The organism is Methylobacterium sp. P5_C11 (genome assembly GCF_054049775.1).
Genome location: NZ_JBFULS010000024.1, coordinates 95,361 through 112,195, shown reverse-complemented (window position 1 = coordinate 112,195; position 16,835 = coordinate 95,361). Strand labels below are relative to the sequence as shown.

Sequence of the window (16,835 nt, the reverse complement as noted above, 5' to 3'; positions counted from 1 at the left end):
GCACCGCCGCGGACGGCGCCGCGACGGCGCGGCTGCCGCCCTCCGCGACCCGGCGCTGGGCCTGGGCCTGGGCCTGGGCCTGCGGCTGGGCGACGTCGACCGAGCGACCGGAGCGGGAGACCAGCGACGACAGCTCGTTGAGCGCCTTGATCTGGTCCGCCACCACCCGGCGCATCTCGCCGGTAGCGTCCTGCGTCTCGCGCGGCAGCTCCAGGACGCCCTTGGCGAGTTCGGCGCGGGTCGCGTCGAGTTCGCCGCGGATCGAACCCGCCATCTCGCGCAGGGCCGAGAAGGAGTCGCCGAAGCTGGCCTGGGCCTCCTGGAAGCCGCTGCGCATCTCGCGGGACGCCTCCGCGATGACCTGCCGGACGCCCTGGGCGGCCTTCTCGCCCTCGGCGCTGGCGCTGTCCTTCAGGTCGGCGAAGGCGCTCGTCACCGAGGCCCCGGCCCCCTGGGCCGACTGGGCCAGGGATTCCCCGACGCTGCGGGCGCGCTCCTCGGCGGCGCGCAGGGTCTGCTCGATGGTCTGCGCCAGGGCGTTGCCGTTCTGCTCCAGGGCGGCGGCGCGAGCCTCGAAGGTGGCCAGCGCCTCGGTGAGCTTCGTCTCGCGGCCCGACAGGGCCGAGTCGAGGCGCTCCTCGATGGCCGCCAGGGAGGTCGCGGCCCGGTCGAGGGCCGCCACGTGCGCGGCGGTCTGCTCCCCGAGCGAGCGGCCGCGGCCGTCGAGGGTCTCGGCGAGGCGCGACGCCTCGCTGAGCGCCCCGTCGGCGGCACCGCGCAGGGCCTCGACCTGGGCCGAGACGCCGGCGCTCGCCCGGCCGGTCTCGGCGGCGATGCGCTCCAGCGCCCCCTGGACCTGTGCGATCCGGCCGGCGAGACCCTGCTCGATCGCGCCGAGATTGGTGTCGGCCCCGGCCACGAGGTCGGTCAGCGCCGTGTTGGCGGCCTCGATCCGCTGGAGCAGGCTGCCGAGTTCGCGGCCCATCCGGTCGTTGGTCTCGAACAGCTCCGAGAGGGTGCGGCCCGCACCGTCCTCGACGGCGGCGCGCAGCAGCTCGGCCGAGGCCCGCGACTGCACGGCCAGTTCCTCGGTCCGCTCCCGCAGGCTCTCGGCGAGCGGCACGCCGGTCTCGGCGAGCGTCCGCTCGATCGCCTCGGCCCGGTCGGACAGGGCGCGCGACAGGTCCATCATCGGCCCGTCGATGGCGCCGCGCAGGCGTTCGACATGGCCCTCCAGGCTATCGCCGACGGCGCGGCCGCTGCCCTCGACGCTGGCGAGCAGCGCGCCGCCGCGCTCCTCGATGGCGCGCACCAGGGTCTCGGCACTCTCGGCGAGGCGGCGGGACAGGGCCTCGCCGCGGGCATCCACCAGGGCGCCGAGCGCCGTGGCGCGGCGCTCGAACCCGGCCCCGAGGGCCTCGGTGCGGGCGTCGATCAGGCCGGCGAGCGCGGCCTCGCGGCGGCTGAGCGTCTCGGCCAGCGCGGCGTTGTGGGCCTCGACCTGCTCGGCATGGGCGCGGGCCCGCTCGTCGAGGGCGGCGACCAGGGACGCCGTGCGCTCATCCATGAGGCCCGCGAAGGCGTCGTGGCGGTCGTCGAAGGCGGTGGCCAGGGTGTCGGCGCGCTGCGCTACCAGGGTCGCGAACAGCCGCATGCGGCTGTCGATGCGCTGCGTGAAGGCGTCGGCGCGGGCATCGACGCCGCGGGCCAGGGCCTCGCTCTGCGCCTCGACGGCCTGCGCCAGGGCCGCGGTGCGGCCCTCGACCACGCCGTCCAGCTCCCGCAGCCGGGCGTCGAAGGTCTCGACCAGGGCACCGGTGCGACCCTCTACGGCGCCATCGAGGGCGCGCAGGCGGGCGTCGAACGCCTCGACCAGGGCGCCCGTCCGGCCCTCGACGGCACCGTCGAGCGCGCGCAGCCGGGTATCGAAGACCTCCACCAGGGCGCCGGTCCGGTCCTCGGCCGCCGCCACCAGGGCCTGGCCGCGGTCCTCAAGAAGCCCCTCGATGGACGCGCGTGCCTGCTCGAAGGTCGAGCGCAGGGTCTCGATGCGCGCGTCGACCCGCTCGGACACGTCGCGGCCGGTGCCCTCGACCAGGGCGCCGAGGCGGTTCTGCACCCGGTCGAACAGGGTCTGGAGTTCGCCCGTCCGCTCCTTGAGGGTTTCGGCGAGGCGGTTCTCACGCTCCTCGAGCAGGCCGGCGATGGCCGGGTTCACCCCCTCGATGGTCGCCTGGAGCGCCTGGGTGCGGTGCTCGATCGTCCCGGCGATCTGGCGGCCGCGGGTATCCACGAGGCGGTCGATCTCGCCCTGCGCCCGCTCGAACAGGCCCTGGAGGTCGGAGAGGCGGCCGTCGAGCAGGTCCGCCATCTGGGCGGGCGCCGCGTCGAGGGTCGTGCGCAGGCCCTCGGTGCGGGCCGCGATGGCGTCGGCGACTTCCTGGCCGCGTCCTTCGACGAGGTCGCGCAGGCCGGCCTGGGCCTCCTCGAACAGGGTGTGGAGGCGCTGCGTGCGGGCGTCGAGGCTCGCGGCGAGCTGGCGCTCGCGGGTCTCCACCAGAGCCGAGACGGCGGCGGGGGCCTCCTCCAGCACCGCACGCAGCGACTGGATGCGGGCATCGACCGTGGCGGCGAAGCGGCCGCCGCCGCCCTCGACCACGCCGTCGAGGGCCGTATGAGCCTCCTCGAACAGGGTGCGCAGGGTCTGGGCGCGGGCGGCGAGGGTGTCGGCGAGGCGGGTGCCGCGGCCCTCGACCAGAGTCTCGAGATGGCCGAGGCGCTCGTCGAACAGGCCGCCGAGCTGGCGGGTGCGGTCGTCGAGCGCGCCGGTGGCGGAGCCGAACGCGCCCTCCAGGGCGGCGACCAGCGCCTGCCCGCGGCCGTCCAGCGCCGCGTGGATCGGCTCCATGCGGCCGTCGAGGGTGGAGGCCAGGGTGCCGGCGTGCTCGTCCAGCATCACGCGGATCTGGTTGGTCCGGTCGTCCAGCAGGGTGTGGACCGAGCGTACGCCGTCGTCGAGCAGGCCGCTGATGTCGGCGGTGCGGCTCGACAGGGTGTGGCCCAGGCGGCCCTCGCCGGCATCGAGCATCCGCTCGGCATCCGCGATGGTCTGCTGGAGCTTGGCGAGCACGCTCTCGCCGCGCTGGTCGATGAGTTCGGCGAGCGAGGAGCCGCCGCGATCGAGCAGGCGGGCCAGCTCGGTGATCCGGCCGCCGATCGCCCCGAACACGGCGCGGCCCTTCTCGTCGAGCTCGCCCGACATGGTGGCGATGCGCGCGTCGATCAGGTGGCCGAGGCGGTCGGCCCGCTCCGCGAAGGCGGCGTGGACGGCGTCGGTGCGGGCGGTCAGCGCCGCGTCGGCGGTCTCGGTGCGCTCGTCCACCAGACGGACCAGGGACTCCGCACGGTTCGCCAGGGCAGCCTCGAGGCCGCGGGTCGCCTCCTCGATGGTGCCGGTGAGGGCGCGGACGCGCTCGGCCATGGCGCCTTCGAGGCCGCCGGTCCGGTCGGCGATCATCCCCACGAGGTCGCGGGTCCGCCCGGCCAGTTCCTCGTCCACCGCGCGGGTGCGCGCCTCGATGAGGCGGATCGCCTCGAAGGCCTGCACGCCGAAGCTCTCGTCCACGAGGCGGGCGCGCGCGTCAAGGGTCTCGGCGATCGCCTGCAGGCGGCCGATGACGCCGGTGTCGAAATGGACGGCGCTCTCCTCGATCCGGCGGGCGATCTCGCCCGTGTGCCGGGCGATGTCCTGGCCGAGCCCGGAGGTGCGGCCCTCCAGCATTTCCATCAGGCCGCGATGCCCCTCGGTCATGACCCGCGCCATCTCGTCGGTCCGGGCGCGCAGCGCGTCGTCCACGGCGCTGGTGCGGCTGCCGAAATGACCGTCGATCTGGCTGACAAGCGCCGCCACGGCGGCGGCGATCTCGGCGGCGCGTTCCGCGGAGCGCGTCTCCAGGCCCCCGAGATGGGTCTCGATCAGGCTGCCGGCCTCCCGCGCCCGGGCGGCGATCGTCTCGGCGACGGCCTCGCCCTTGCCGGTGAGGAGCCTGTCCATCTCCTCCAGGCGGGCGCCGACCGTCTCGCCGAGGGCGGCGGTGTCGCGGCCGATCCGGTCGGCCAGGATGTCGCCGCGGGCGATGGTCTCCTGCAGGGCGGCGAGGCGGCTGCCCAGCGTCTCGTCGATCGCGCGGACCCGGCCGTCGGCGGTCTCGGCGAAGCTCGCGCCGGTCTGGCTGAGGGTGTCGGCGATGCGGGCGCCCTGGCTCGCCACCGCGAGCACGATGTCGCGGCCGGTGCCGCTGATCCGGGCCTGGGTCTCGTCGGCGTGGCTGGCGAGCAACTGGGCGACGCTCTGGCCGTGCGCGCCGAAGGCCGCTTCCATCTCGCCGATCTGGGCGGCGAGATCGGCCGAGATCGCGCGGGCGGCCTCGGCGAGGCGGCCGGTGGCGTCGCCGGTCCGGGCGGCGAGTTCGCGGTTGAGGTCGTCGAGGGCGGCGCGGACCGCCGAGACGGCGGCCGTGCCGCGGGCGCCGAGTTCGGTGCCGGCGCGGTCCGCGACGTCGCGGAACCGGGTCGTGAGGATCGCGGTCTCGGCCTCGACGGCGCCGGTGACCTCGGCGGAGGCGTTGCGCAGGGTCTCCAGGGCGCCGGCGAGCCGRGCGGCGGCATCCCGCGTCTGCGTCTCGGCGGCGTTGCCCGCCTGATCGGCGGCGGTCCGCAGCGCGGCGGCCGCCTCCTCGGTCCGCGCCGACAGGGCGGCGGCGGAATCCGCGACCCGGCGCTCGAACACCCGAACGGCCTCGAGGGTCCGGGCCTCGACCGCGCCGGTGGCTTCCTCGGTCGTGCCGCGCAGGGCGGCGGTGGCCGCCTCGGCCCCGCGCTGGAGAGCCGCGACCGCCTCGGCGGTGCGGCCGTCGATCTCGCCCGACAGGCCCTCGACGGTGCCCCGCAGCGACTGGACCGCGGAGGAGGCACCCGTCTCGAAACCCTGGCCGAGCGCCGTGAAGGCGGCCTCCAGGCGCGCCGCGACCGTTTCGGTGCGGTGCGCGATGCTGCCGCCGGCCTGCTCGGCCGCCGCCGCCACCCGGGTTTCCAGGTCGGCGGCGCGGACCGTCACGGTCTCGTCCAGGCGCGCCGCGATGCCGTCCATCCGGTCGGCGAGGGAACCGCCGCGCTCGGCGAGAGCCTCGGCGATCCGCTCGGCCGTGCCGAGGAGGTCGTCGCGCACCGCATGGGCGCGGTTCGTCAGGGCCTCGCCGGCGCCGCCGGCCGCCAGTGCCAGGGCGGCCTGGGCGTCGCGTCCGCGATCCTCGATCGTCTCGGCGACCGACAGGCCCGCGCTCTCGATCTCGGCGCGCAGCGCCAGCCCGCGGCCGGCGATGTCCTGGGTAAGGGCCGAACCCGTATCGGCGAAGCGGGCGGTGATCTCGGCCCCCATCGCGCCGAAGCGCTCGGTCAGCTCCGAGCCCCGCGACAGGAAGACGGATTCCAGCCCCGTGACCGAGCGCTCGAAGCTCTCGCGCACCGTGCCGGCCTGATGCGCCAGGGCTTCGCCGACCCGCGTGCCCGTCTCCTCGAGGCTCCGGGTGAGGGTGCCGGCATTCTCGGACAGGCGGTCGGCCAGGGCGCTGCCGACGGCCTGGAAGGCGCCGGTCGCCTCGCCGGCGCGGCTCTCGAAGGCGCGGGTCAGGGTCTCGCCGATCTCCTGGAACCCGCCGCGCACCTCCTGGCTGGTGGCCGCGAGATTGTCGATCAGGTCGCTGCCGCGGGCGGTCATCAGGTTGACCACCCGGTCGCCGGCCTCGCCCAGGGAGGCGGTGATCGCGGCGCCGCGGGTCTCCAGGGCACCGGTCACGCGCTCGCCCGCACCGGTCACCGCGGAGACGATCCGGTCGGAGGCGCCCTCCAGGTCCTGGCTCAGGCTCTGGTGCGACCCGGTGATGGCGCTGCGCACCCGCTCGGCGTTGGTGACGATCGCCTCGCGCTGGGCCACCAGCTCGTCCACGAGGGAGCGGATGCGGATCTCGTTGTCGGAATAGGCCCGCTCCAGGGTGGCGATCTCGCCCCGCACGAGGGTCTCCAGCTCGCCGGCCCGGGCGAGCGCCCGCTCGACGCCGTCGCCCACCGCCGCAACCTCGCGGCGCACGGTCTGCGACATGGTCAGGACCGCGTCGGTGGAGAAGCTCTCGGGCTCGGCGAGACGCACCGCGACCTCGCCGACCGCGCGGGCGACGAGGCGCATTTCCTGGGCGCGCACCGCCAGCATGGCGGCGATCACGAACAGCACCACGGGGCCGAACAGGGCCGCCGCGCCGACGCTCGCCTGCAGGGCCGAGAGCCCCGAGACGACGGCGCGCAGGTCGCCGTCGGATTTCGACCACGCGATCAGCGCCAGGGCGCCGATCCAGACGGCCCCGGCGGCGAGGGCGAAGAGATAGGGCTTGGGCGAGGAGCGCACCCGCAGGGTCTGCTGCAGGATGCCGATGTTGCGCCGGTCGTCGTTGGCCACCAGAGAACGGTCGGGGGGCAGGAGGCCGCCTTCCCGGCGCGGGCGGTCCAGGCCCGGCGGCGGCAGGTCGGAGGCGAGGGGCGGGTCGAGGCGCGGCGGCATGGTCCGCCCGGCGGCATCGAGGCCGCCGTCGAGCAGCGGCTCGGCGTCGCCGACATCGGGCAGGCGCGGCTCGGCGCGGCCATCGGTGCCGGTCGGCGTCAGGGCGTCGAGGTTCAGCGCCTGCTCGATCGCAGAGAGCGCGGCCTCGGCCGGGTCCTTCAGCTTCTTCTCGATCGCCATTCAACGCCTCGTTACACGGGCTCACCGGCACCTGGGGAGGCTGATGCCGGAGACGCAACACCCCGTTTACCATCGAAGATTAGACCCAGGCACCGACTGTCGATACCCGAGCCATCGGCCGGCCCCAGAAAACGTTAACCGAATGGTTACCGAGCCCGCCGCTCGCCGCCTCTTCCATCCTGCCGCAGGGAAGGGGTCCGGCGCGATCCCCGGGCGACGAATCAGCGGTTGAATCGTGTGGATCAGCCCAGCAATCCCCGAAGAACACCGATCCCGGGACCTCACGCATGCAGGCCATCGACCTCGCGGCCCTCGACGCCCAGACCGGCGGGGACGCTGACCTCGCCCGCGAGGTTCTGGCGCTGTTCGCCGGCCAGTGCCGCGCCATCCTGCCCCGTCTCACCGACCCGGCCCTGCCGCCCGATCAGCGCGCCGACCTCGCCCACACCCTGAAGGGCTCGGCCGCGGGCGTCGGGGCCGAGCGGGTCTGGGGCCTGGCGGACGCCGCCGAGCGGCGCCTGCGGGACGGAGGGATGCCACCCCTGGACGACCTCGCCGCGGCGGTCGCGGCGGCGCTGTCCGAGATCGCGGGCGGGCCGGCCTGACAGGCCGCCCGGGCCGGCCCCACGCGATGCGGCGATCGATCCGCGACGGGCGCCTACCGCCGCGCTTGCATTCCGCGGTCTCTGCCGCCAAGCAGGCACGCCGCCCGTCGGACAGATTGCGCCCGACGCGAGCCCGGAGCCCCCAGCATGCCCAAGATCACCTACGTCGACCACGCCGGGACGGAAAGAACCGTCGAAGGCAGCGTCGGCGCGACCGTGATGGAGACGGCTCTGCGCAACAACGTGCCGGGCATCGACGCGGAATGCGGGGGCGCCTGCGCCTGCGCCACCTGCCACGTCTACGTCGCCGACGCGTGGATCGAGGTGGTCGGCAAGGCCCAGGACATGGAGCAGGACATGCTCGATTTCGCCAGCGACGTGCGCGAGAATTCCCGCCTGTCCTGCCAGATCAAGATCACCCCGGACCTCGACGGCCTCGTGGTGACGACGCCGTCCCAGCAGGGCTGAGCCGGCGTCACTTCAAGGCGTTCCCGGCGTCTCCCTCTCAGCCGTCATCGCGAGCGCAGCGAAGCGACCCAGGGTAGCGCAACCTTGATGTGCGCAGCGCCGCTGGATTGCTTCGCTGCGCTCGCGAAGACGGCAGCGGCGGGTCGGAGCGCACCATGCCGTGATGCGGTGACCCTGTCGCTCACCGCACGAGCGCCCGCGCCGCCGCGTCCAGCCCGTCCAGGGTGAGGGGGAACATCCGGCCCGCCACCAGCCGCTGCATCATGCCGATCGACTGGGTGTAGCCCCAGTGGGTCTCGGGCACAGGGTTCAGCCACGCCACCTTGGGGAAATGGTCGAGGAGCCGCTGCATCCAGACGGCGCCGGCCTCTTCGTTCCAGTGCTCGACCGAGCCGCCGGGGGTGGCGATCTCGTAGGGGCTCATCGAGGCGTCGCCCACGAAGACCACCCGGTAGTCGCTGCCGTAGGTGCGGATCACGTCGAGGAGCGGCGTCTTCGCCTCGTGCCGCCGCCGGTTCTCGGTCCAGACCGCCTCGTAGGGACAGTTGTGGAAGTAGTAGTGCGCGAGGTGCTTGAACTCGGAGCGCGCCGCCGAGAACAGCGCCTCGGCCTGCTCGATGTGCCAGTCCATCGAGCCGCCGACGTCCAGGAACAGCAGCACCTTCACGGCATTGCGCCGCTCCGGCCGCAGCTTCACGTCGATGTAGCCCTGGCGGGCGCTCGCGCGGATCGTGCCGTCGAGGTCGAGCTCCTCGGCCGCCCCCGTCCGGGCGAAGCAGCGCAGGCGCCGGAGCGCCAGGCGCATGGTGCGCGCGCCGATCTCCCGGTCGTCGTCGAGATCCTTGAACTCGCGCTTGTCCCAGACCTTCACCGCCCGGAAGTTCCGGTTGCCGTCCTGGCCGATGCGGATCCCCTCGGGATTGTAGCCGTAGGCGCCGAAGGGCGAGGTCCCGCCGGTGCCGATCCATTTCGAGCCGCCCTGGTGGCGCCCCTTCTGCTCGGCGAGGCGCTGCTTCAGGGTCTCGAACAGACTGTCCCAGCCGAGCGCCTTCAACTCCGCCTTCTCGGCCTCGGTCAGGTACTTCTCGGCGAGCTTCCGCAGCCACTCCTCGGGGATGGCCGTGGGCTCCACCGCCGCGCCGAGGCTTTCCAGACCCTTGAACACGGTGCCGAACACCCGGTCGAACCGGTCGAGATGCGCCTCGTCCTTCACGAGCGCCGTCCGCGACAGGAAGTAGAACGCCTCGACGTCGTGCCCGGCGAGGCCCCGGTCGAGGGCGCCGAGCAGCGTCAGGTACTCCTTCAGGGAGACGGGGACCTTGGCGTCCCGGAGGGCCGTGAAGAACTGCAGCAGCATGCCGGGAGAACGCGCCAGCCGCGCGCCCGGGTCAAGCCCGCACGAATCGGTCCGGTCCGCGCCAAGCGGAGCGGGACTTTCACCGGCCGATGTCGAGTCTTCGGCGATGGCCGACAAGATTCAGTGCTGTCGAAGCCGCGGATTCCGGGGGCTGAGCGAGTCTCCGCACGCCGATGGGACTCATAACCTGGGTATAAGTCGTCGAATCTGTTGATATGTGACCGGACAAGCCTCGTGCAGTCACTCAATCGGTCATGGGAATCGCTCAACTCGTCACATCGAGTGTGTGCGGACGCGGCGACGCGGCCCACACCGGGCTAGCGAGGAGACCTGCGATGGCGGTCATCCTGCGGAATCTGACGGAATTCAAGCGGTTTCTCGGGAAGCCGGGGGCGACGATTCAGCTGGTGCGCAACACCTTCATGGATCGCCAGCCGGAAGCGACCCGGGACGCGTATCGCGACAAGGGCATGTACGCCCCGCGGGCGGTGCAGGCCCTGTCGCGCAAGGCCGCGGTCTTCACCCTTCGCGGGTATCCGGGTACGGTCTGGCTGTACTGGGACAAGGGCGCCCGCGGCTGGCGCTTCTCCGGCGACACCGTGACGGTGCCCCTGGTCACCGGCCTCGGGCCAGCCGACGAACTGGTCTACCGCTGCAGCTTCGCCGACGGGTTCGAGCCGGCCCCCCGCAGCCGCGTGGCGCGGCAGGCCAAGCACGAGGATGCGCATCCCGTCCTGATCTGAGCGGCGGAATGCGGACGCATCGCCGGCGCCCACGGCGCGCCGGCGGTCGCAGAGGTCCCTCAATGCCGCTGCCGCTGGAAGACGGCCAACACTTTGAACTCGGTCGGCGTCTGCCCGAAGCGCTCCTTGAAGCGGCGGGAGAAGTGGGCCTGGCTGGCGAACCCGCATTGATACGCGTTGAGCCCGATCGGCACGACGCCGTTGGTCGGATCGGCGAGCTTGGCGCGCGCCAGTTGCAGACGGCGCTCCCACATCCAGTCCATGAGCGCGACGTTCTCCGCGCTGGCCACTTCCTGAATCCGGCGGACCGAGATGTTGAGGGCGGCCGCGACATCGTTGATCGAAAGGCCCTCGACGCCGATGTGCTCGGTGATGAAGGCCTGCGCCCGGCACAGGATCGCGGCTCCACTGAGGGACCGGGGCAGATCGACCGCCAGCCGCTCGGCGAAACCCGCCGCGAGGAGTTCGACGGCGACCGAGGCCATGCGCGCCTGACGGGCAGGATCGAGCAGTGCGCCGTGCTCGACGAGGGAATGAAGATACCCCGCGACGATCGGGAAGCTCGTCTGCGCGGTGGTGATCGACGATCCGACGGCGTGGCGGCTCGGTCCAAGAGCCCGGTCCAGGATCGCGCGCGGGATGAGGAAGCTGACAACGTCGAGCCCCTCGGGGTGAGCCCCCACGTAGGGCTGGGCATTGTCGATGAGCGAGATGCCGCCCGAAACGGCCTCTTGGTAGCGGCCTTGCGCGAAGTTCCAGGTCCGCCGCGATCCGAGGATGATGTTGTAATCATCCGTATCCGACGACCGGAGATGACTTTTCCGCCGCTCCATAGTGTGGGCGACGCCGGAATAGTGGCACACCTTGATGGTGTCGATCGCGAACATGTCCAGCCCAGCGCGGAAACCTTTCCGCACATAATCGACGAATTCGAATAGGCCGACGGCGTTTCGGCAGGCATGTTCCCAGTATTCGAAGCTGGCATGCCGCGGCACGTCGTCGGTGCTCATGCTGAAGGTCGCGTGCCGAGCGATGATGCGGTCGTGTTTGCCGCCGTGATCCCATTCCTGCCTGTCGCCCATCGCCGCCTACCCGAGCCCCGGCTGCCCGGTCTCCCGCTGACCGGTTCGATATTGGCAGCTGACGTACCCCTAGAATCGAATAGCCCTTCTCATCAAAGTGCAAATCTCGCCCTCAAATCAATATAAATACAATCGATCGGAACAACGCATCGATTGTATTTGCTGAACCGCGTCGGCCGCCCCCGATCGAATTCCAGCATCAGATCCCTGCAAGATGAATTCCGTCATCGAATATAATACTAAACGGACAAACCAGATATCACGCAGATGTGATCAGACGTAGTGCGTCACCCGCGCGCGGCGGCGGCAGGCCGGCCGGCGCTGGGGCCGCTGAGGGATTTGGAATCCGACCGACAGGGGTGCAGCGTTGATCACGGCCCCGGCCGGCAGGCCCTTCGCGCAGGAGAAGACATCGCTCTTCCGCGGGCCGCGCCCGAATTGCCTTTTCGATCGCGGGACCGCCCGGACAGCCTCGAGGCCGTCCGCTAGGCGGGATCTGAACGACGCGGGGACGGTCGGGTCGGCCCCGCGCGCGATCGCGCCGCTCCTGCCGGGCCGCGAACCATCGCGGCCGCGCGCGTCGCGGCGCTCCGGCGGCGACCGCGGAAGGCCGCCCTCACGCCTCCTGGCCGGCCGCCTCCTGCCGCTCGGGCTCCCGCTTGGCGGGGGGCTTGGCCAGGGCCTTGCCGACGGTCCGGCGCGCCCGGAAGATCGGCTTCGCCTCGTTCTCGCGCTTCTTCAGCAGGGCGCGGTACTCGTCCCGGCGCTCGTGGATCGAGGCGATGACGAGCCCCATCGGGACGCCGACATCCACCAGCACCGCCTCCGACAGTTGCAGCGAGGCCTCGATCGTCTCCGGGACCGCGTCGTCGACGCCGAGTTCGTAGAGCGATGAGGCGTGGCGGGCGTCGCGCGCGCGGGCGACGATGGTCAGGTCCGGGCGCTCGGCACGGGCGGCCGTCACCGCCGCCTCGACGGCGCGCGGGTTGTCCAGGGTGACCACCAGAGCCCGGGCCGTGGCGATGTCGCAGCGGCGCAGGATCTCGGTGTTGCCGCTGTCGCCGAAATAGACCGGCGCCCCGGAGCGCCGCTGCTCGGCGACCCGGGCCGCGTCGGAATCCAGGGCGATGTACGGAATCTTGTGCCGCTCCAGCATCTCGCCGACCTGGCGGCCGACCCGGCCGAAGCCCGCGACGATCACCCGGTTCTCCAACCGCTCCGGCAGCGGCTCGGCCTTGGTGGCCGCCTGGGCGTGGGCGGTGGCGCGCAGCTTGAGCCGCCGGCCGATCGCGGCCAGCGCCGGGATCATGATCATCGTGACGGTGGTCACCACCAGGGCGGCGGCCCCGACCTCCTCGGGCACCAGCCCGGTGGCCATGGCGCCGCCGATCAGCACGTAGGCGAATTCGCCGCCCGGCCCGAGCAGCAGCGCCGTCTCCAGGGCCACGGGCCGGGGGATCTTCAGGACGGGGGCCGCCATCATCACCACGGCGGCCTTGATCAGGACCAGGGCCAGGGACAGGCCGAGGATCGCGCCGGGGCTCGCCATGAGCTGGGCCGGATCGAGGTTCATGCCCACCGAGACGAAGAACACGCCGAGCAGCAGGCCCTTGAACGGGTCGATCGTCGCCTCGATCGCCCGCCGGTACTCGGTCTCGGCGAGGAGCAGGCCGGCCACGAAGGCGCCGAGCGTCATCGACAGGCCGCTCGCCGCCGCGGTCAGCGCCGTGCCGACGATGACCAGCAGGCAGGCGGCCATGAACAGCTCGGTGGAGCGCGTGCGCGCCACCAGCTGGAACAGCGGGCGCAGGGCGAGGCGGCCCGCGACCACGATCAGGACCAGCGCGATGGCGGCCTGGCCGAGCGCCATGGCCAGCGCCCAGCCCTTGTCGCCGCCGTCGTCGCGGCCGAGCACCGCGATGGCGAACAGGACCGGCGCCACCGCCAGATCCTGGAACAGCAGGACCGCGAAGCTGGTCCGGCCGGTGGGCGCGTTGAGCCGCTTCTGCTCGGCCAGCACCGGCAGCACCACGGCGGTGGACGACAGGGCGAGGCCGATGCCGACGATCGCCGCGCCGGTGAGCGGCACGCTGAGCCCGTACAGGATCGCCCCGAGGATCAGCGCGGAGCAGCCGACCTGCAGGGACCCGAGGCCGAAGACCAGCCGGCGCAGCACCCGCAGGCGCTCCCAGGACAGCTCGATCCCGATCATGAACATCAGGAAGATCACACCGAACTCGGCGAGGTGCGCGATCTCGGCCCGGTTGCCGATGGTGAAGAGGTGCACGTAGGGGTGGGCATCAGCCAGGCGGCCAAGACCGAACGGCCCCAGAAGGGCGCCGGCGCCGATGAAGCCGAGCACCGGCGAGATCCGCAGGCGATGGAACAGCGGCACGACGATGCCCGCCGTGACGAGGAACAGGATCGCTTCCTTGTAGGAGCCGGCGTGGACCTCTGGCATCGGCGGCGGATCGAACCTCGTCTCTCGGGGCTGTGGGGGGCGCCGATCACGGCTTCGCGATCATGGGTCGTCGCTGTGCTGCGGGCAACCGCTTTCAGGCCCGGAACGGGCCGGCGCAGGTGCGCTCCGACACAAGCCGGATACGTCGATCGGGTGAGACATTTACGTCACCCGGGCGATGCCGCGGGCGATCGCGCGGCGGATGTGTCCGGCGGGTGCGTGCAACCCGGCTCAAAATCGGCACAATGCGCCCATACACGCCCGAGTAAACCGGGGGTTAAGCTCGGCCCGGCCGGACCCGGGACTGGACCCGATGGATGCGACGAGGCCGATGATCTCCCTCAAATCGATATTCTCCGGCCCGACAGCGCTCCCCAGCCGCGATCTCGACCGCGAGAAGCGCGAGTGGAAGCTCGAATCGGACCGCTGGCGCCACCAGCGCCACGTCGAGAAGGGCTACCGGATCAAGTGGGGCTACGTGGCGATCGCGTACCTCGTCGAGTTCATGGTGATCGGCGCCTCGCTCTGGGGCGCGTGGCTGTTCGCGGGCGTCTACAGCGACGGCGACTGGCACGCCTTCTACTTCATGCTGCTGGCGCCGCTGGTCTACGCCGCCGTCGAGCTGTGCCGCGTGCCGCTCGGCATCCTGGCCCGCACGCAGCGCTCGCACTTCGTGCGCGGCCTCGCCGTGCTCGGCATCATCTTCGCGGCGGGCGTGACCACCAAGTCGGTGTCACAGCTCGGCGAGATGATGTTCCATCCCCGCCTGATGGAGGCGGCCCGGACCAAGACCGCCCTGAAGGACGCCCAGGCCGACCGCGCCACGATCGGCGACCGGATCAAGGCGGCGGACGAGCGCGTGGCCCAGTACACGTCCGAACTCGACCAGATCGAGAAGCGCTCCGCCGACAACGCCCAGCAGCTCGCCGGTCTGCCGGCCCAGCGCTGCGAGCGGGTGTTCGGCACCAACAGCAAGGGCCGGAAGTACCAGAACCTGAAATGCGTGGCCGACCCCCGCGTCGCCGCCCTGTCCCAGGGCGTCGCCAAGGCGTCGGCCGACCGCGCCGGGATGATCAAGGACCTGGAGGAGGCCCGCAAGGCGCGCGCCGCCCTCGATCCCGGCGCCGCCGACCGGCGCGTGGCCGATGCCGAGCAGGGCTACCGCAACGCGGTCAACCGCTCGCAGCTCCACTCCTTCACCGCCATGGTCTACGGCGTCGACCCGATCGACGTGACCGAGAGCCAGGTCCACGCCTTCCTGCGGATCTTCGTGTTCCTGCCCGCGGTCTGCGCGGCCTTCGCGTCGACGATCCTGGCGCTCTGCGCGGTCTCGACCCGCCGGACCTTCATGGACGAGGACGACCTCGGCGCCGCCGTGAACCCGGAGGCGGCCCCCTACATGCTCGACGCGATCGCCGACGCCCTGCGCTCGAACCCCGAGCCGATGCTGCCGCGGGCCGCCAACGCGTCGGGCGCGGTGATCCCGATGAACCGCCCGGCCCAGGGCCAGCAGGCGCTGCCGAACCAGACCCATCCGGGCTCGACCCTCCCTGCCGCTGGAGCCGGCGCATGAACTACGTCGCGAGCGGGACCCCCGAGAACATCGCCCTCGCCCAGCAGGTGAATTCCCGCCTGCGGGCGGATTCGAGCTACGTCGCCGCCCGGGCCTTCCTGTTCCGGGCTCTGGGCTTCGGCGCCTTCGCGTGCCTCGCCGGCATCGGCATCGGGGCGGCGGCCTATGGCTGGGCGACCTTGAACCGGTTCGACACCGCCGCCGAGAAGATCGCCGCCGCCATGCAGGCCGCGCTCTCGGACGTGACGCTGAAGACCAAGGGCGAGGTCACGCTGACCGACAACACCCTCAAGCTCGAGGGCCTGCCCAAGGTCGCCGCCGCCTCGCCGACCCCCACCAAGGCGCAGCTCGGCAGCGACGCGGCCCCGGCCTCGAAGGCGACGGTGAACACCACCTTCACGGTGTTCAAGCAGGTTCCTTACCTCGACGGGCAGATCGTGACCGGCTGGAACTTCAAGGACAGCGCCGATCAGCCCTACCAGCAATACTGCTACTTCTCCCGCCGCACAGCCGAGGCGAAGGGTCAGGTCGAGATCAAGATCGACCTCGCCATGGACGGCAAGACCCTGCCGCAGCCGCAGAAGTCGGACGTGAACCTCGAGATCCTGGCCCGGAACTGCGTCTGGCACGAGAAGGGCTGACGCTGGCTCCCCCTGAGGCTCCGCCGTCCCGTCCTTGCGAGCGAAGCGAAGCAATCCAGGGCGCCGCGACGCCTCCGGACGTCCCGCTGCTCTGGGTCACTTCGCTTCGCTCGTGATGACGGCGCGGACCATTCGGCGGGCGCATCAGCCGGAGCCGACTGGGTCGATCAGACAGGGACGGCGCTTGCGGGCCGCCCGCGCCCCGCGTTACCCGTCGGCCCGAGTCCACCTCTCCGAGACCATGATGCGCTTTTCCGGAACCGAGACCTACGTCGCGACCCCCGACCTCACCGCGGCGGTCAACGCCGCCGTGGTCCTGGAACGGCCGCTCCTCGTGAAAGGCGAGCCCGGCACCGGCAAGACCGTGCTGGCCGAGGAGATCGCCAAGGGGCTCGGCGCGCCGCTGATCGTCTGGAACATCAAGTCGACCACGAAGGCGCAGCAGGGGCTCTATGAATACGACGCGGTCTCGCGCCTGCGCGACTCGCAGCTCGGCGACAAGCGGGTCTCGGACATCTCCAACTACATCCGGCGCGGCAAGCTCTGGGAGGCCTTTACCGCGCCCGAGCGCCCGGTCCTGCTCATCGACGAGATCGACAAGGCCGACATCGAGTTCCCCAACGACCTGCTGACCGAACTCGACCGGATGGAGTTCCACGTCTACGAGACCGGCGAGACCGTGAAGGCCGTGCGCCGGCCGGTGGTGATCATCACGTCGAACAACGAGAAGGAGCTGCCGGACGCGTTCCTGCGCCGCTGCTTCTTCCACTACATCAAGTTCCCCGACGCCGAGACGCTGCAGCGCATCGTCGACGTCCACTATCCGGCCATCAAGCACCGCCTCGTCGAGGAGGCCCTGCGGACCTTCCTGGCGATGCGCGAGGTGCCGGGCCTCAAGAAGAAGCCCTCGACCTCGGAGCTGCTCGACTGGCTGAAGCTCCTCGTCTCCGAGGACATCGCCCCCGAGACCCTGCGCGAGCAGGACGGCCGCAAGCTGATCCCGCCGCTGCACGGGGCGCTCCTCAAGAACGAGCAGGATGTCAGCCTGTTCGAGAAGCTGGCCTTCATGATGCGCCGGGACCAGCGCGGCGGCTGAGCGACGGAAGCAAGACCCG

The 16,835-nt window shown here is 71.9% G+C and carries 10 protein-coding genes; 6 read left to right on the top strand and 4 right to left on the bottom strand.

Annotated features, from left to right (window positions below; translation table 11 throughout):
• On the bottom strand, positions 1 to 6,790 hold a 6,790-nt coding region (locus tag ACXJKQ_RS14925), incomplete at its 3' end, for an apolipoprotein A-IV repeat region-like domain-containing protein (RefSeq protein WP_457106502.1).
• Between the two features lie 287 nt (positions 6,791 to 7,077).
• Between ACXJKQ_RS14925 and ACXJKQ_RS14920 the strand changes: the two genes are divergently transcribed.
• Both ACXJKQ_RS14920 and ACXJKQ_RS14915 read left to right on the top strand, forming a co-directional pair.
• On the top strand, positions 7,078 to 7,395 hold the full coding sequence (locus ACXJKQ_RS14920; RefSeq protein WP_457106501.1) for an Hpt domain-containing protein: 318 nt from the start codon (positions 7,078 to 7,080) through the stop codon (positions 7,393 to 7,395).
• Between the two features lie 147 nt (positions 7,396 to 7,542).
• Complete coding sequence (locus tag ACXJKQ_RS14915; protein ID WP_457106500.1) at positions 7,543 to 7,863, top strand: 2Fe-2S iron-sulfur cluster-binding protein; 321 nt, start codon at positions 7,543 to 7,545, stop codon at positions 7,861 to 7,863.
• 181 nt (positions 7,864 to 8,044) lie between these two features.
• Here the strand turns inward: ACXJKQ_RS14915 and ACXJKQ_RS14910 are convergent, their stop codons facing one another.
• Positions 8,045 to 9,220, bottom strand: a complete 1,176-nt coding sequence (locus ACXJKQ_RS14910; protein WP_457106499.1) for a vWA domain-containing protein — start codon at positions 9,218 to 9,220, stop codon at positions 8,045 to 8,047.
• A gap of 335 nt (positions 9,221 to 9,555) precedes the next feature.
• Here ACXJKQ_RS14910 and ACXJKQ_RS14905 point away from each other — a divergent pair, with 335 nt between their 5' ends.
• Complete coding sequence (locus ACXJKQ_RS14905; protein WP_457106498.1) at positions 9,556 to 9,963, top strand: hypothetical protein; 408 nt, start codon at positions 9,556 to 9,558, stop codon at positions 9,961 to 9,963.
• Positions 9,964 to 10,022: 59 nt separating this feature from the next.
• Here ACXJKQ_RS14905 and ACXJKQ_RS14900 read toward each other — a convergent pair whose 3' ends face one another.
• On the bottom strand, positions 10,023 to 11,045 hold the full coding sequence (locus ACXJKQ_RS14900; RefSeq protein WP_457106497.1) for a helix-turn-helix domain-containing protein: 1,023 nt from the start codon (positions 11,043 to 11,045) through the stop codon (positions 10,023 to 10,025).
• Between the two features lie 616 nt (positions 11,046 to 11,661).
• On the bottom strand, positions 11,662 to 13,506 hold the full coding sequence (locus ACXJKQ_RS14895) for a cation:proton antiporter domain-containing protein (protein ID WP_457106496.1): 1,845 nt from the start codon (positions 13,504 to 13,506) through the stop codon (positions 11,662 to 11,664).
• A gap of 313 nt (positions 13,507 to 13,819) precedes the next feature.
• On the opposite strand from ACXJKQ_RS14895, the gene ACXJKQ_RS14890 reads away from it, so the two are divergent.
• The 3 genes from ACXJKQ_RS14890 (at position 13,820) to ACXJKQ_RS14880 (ending at position 16,816) form a co-directional block, all read left to right on the top strand.
• Positions 13,820 to 15,079, top strand: a complete 1,260-nt coding sequence (locus ACXJKQ_RS14890; protein WP_457106495.1) for an ATPase — start codon at positions 13,820 to 13,822, stop codon at positions 15,077 to 15,079.
• The gene (locus ACXJKQ_RS14885) at positions 15,076 to 15,720 is read left to right on the top strand and encodes a hypothetical protein (RefSeq protein ID WP_457106494.1); all 645 of its coding nucleotides are present in this window, start codon (positions 15,076 to 15,078) and stop codon (positions 15,718 to 15,720) included. The genes ACXJKQ_RS14890 and ACXJKQ_RS14885 overlap by 4 nt, the downstream gene beginning before the upstream one ends.
• A gap of 244 nt (positions 15,721 to 15,964) precedes the next feature.
• Complete coding sequence (locus tag ACXJKQ_RS14880) at positions 15,965 to 16,816, top strand: AAA family ATPase (protein WP_457106512.1); 852 nt, start codon at positions 15,965 to 15,967, stop codon at positions 16,814 to 16,816.
• The last annotated feature ends 19 nt before the right edge of the window (positions 16,817 to 16,835 follow it).

What these genes read in the sequence shown, in the direction of transcription:
- ACXJKQ_RS14920 (WP_457106501.1), top strand. Translation starts at nt 7,078, where the DNA reads ATGCAGGCCATCGACCTCGCGGCCCTCGACGCCCAGACCGGCGGGGAC.
- ACXJKQ_RS14915 (WP_457106500.1), top strand. Translation starts at nt 7,543, where the DNA reads ATGCCCAAGATCACCTACGTCGACCACGCCGGGACGGAAAGAACCGTC.
- ACXJKQ_RS14910 (WP_457106499.1), bottom strand. Translation starts at nt 9,220, where the DNA reads ATGCTGCTGCAGTTCTTCACGGCCCTCCGGGACGCCAAGGTCCCCGTC.
- ACXJKQ_RS14905 (WP_457106498.1), top strand. Translation starts at nt 9,556, where the DNA reads ATGGCGGTCATCCTGCGGAATCTGACGGAATTCAAGCGGTTTCTCGGG.
- ACXJKQ_RS14900 (WP_457106497.1), bottom strand. Translation starts at nt 11,045, where the DNA reads ATGGGCGACAGGCAGGAATGGGATCACGGCGGCAAACACGACCGCATC.
- ACXJKQ_RS14895 (WP_457106496.1), bottom strand. Translation starts at nt 13,506, where the DNA reads ATGCCAGAGGTCCACGCCGGCTCCTACAAGGAAGCGATCCTGTTCCTC.
- ACXJKQ_RS14890 (WP_457106495.1), top strand. Translation starts at nt 13,820, where the DNA reads ATGGATGCGACGAGGCCGATGATCTCCCTCAAATCGATATTCTCCGGC.
- ACXJKQ_RS14885 (WP_457106494.1), top strand. Translation starts at nt 15,076, where the DNA reads ATGAACTACGTCGCGAGCGGGACCCCCGAGAACATCGCCCTCGCCCAG.
- ACXJKQ_RS14880 (WP_457106512.1), top strand. Translation starts at nt 15,965, where the DNA reads ATGCGCTTTTCCGGAACCGAGACCTACGTCGCGACCCCCGACCTCACC.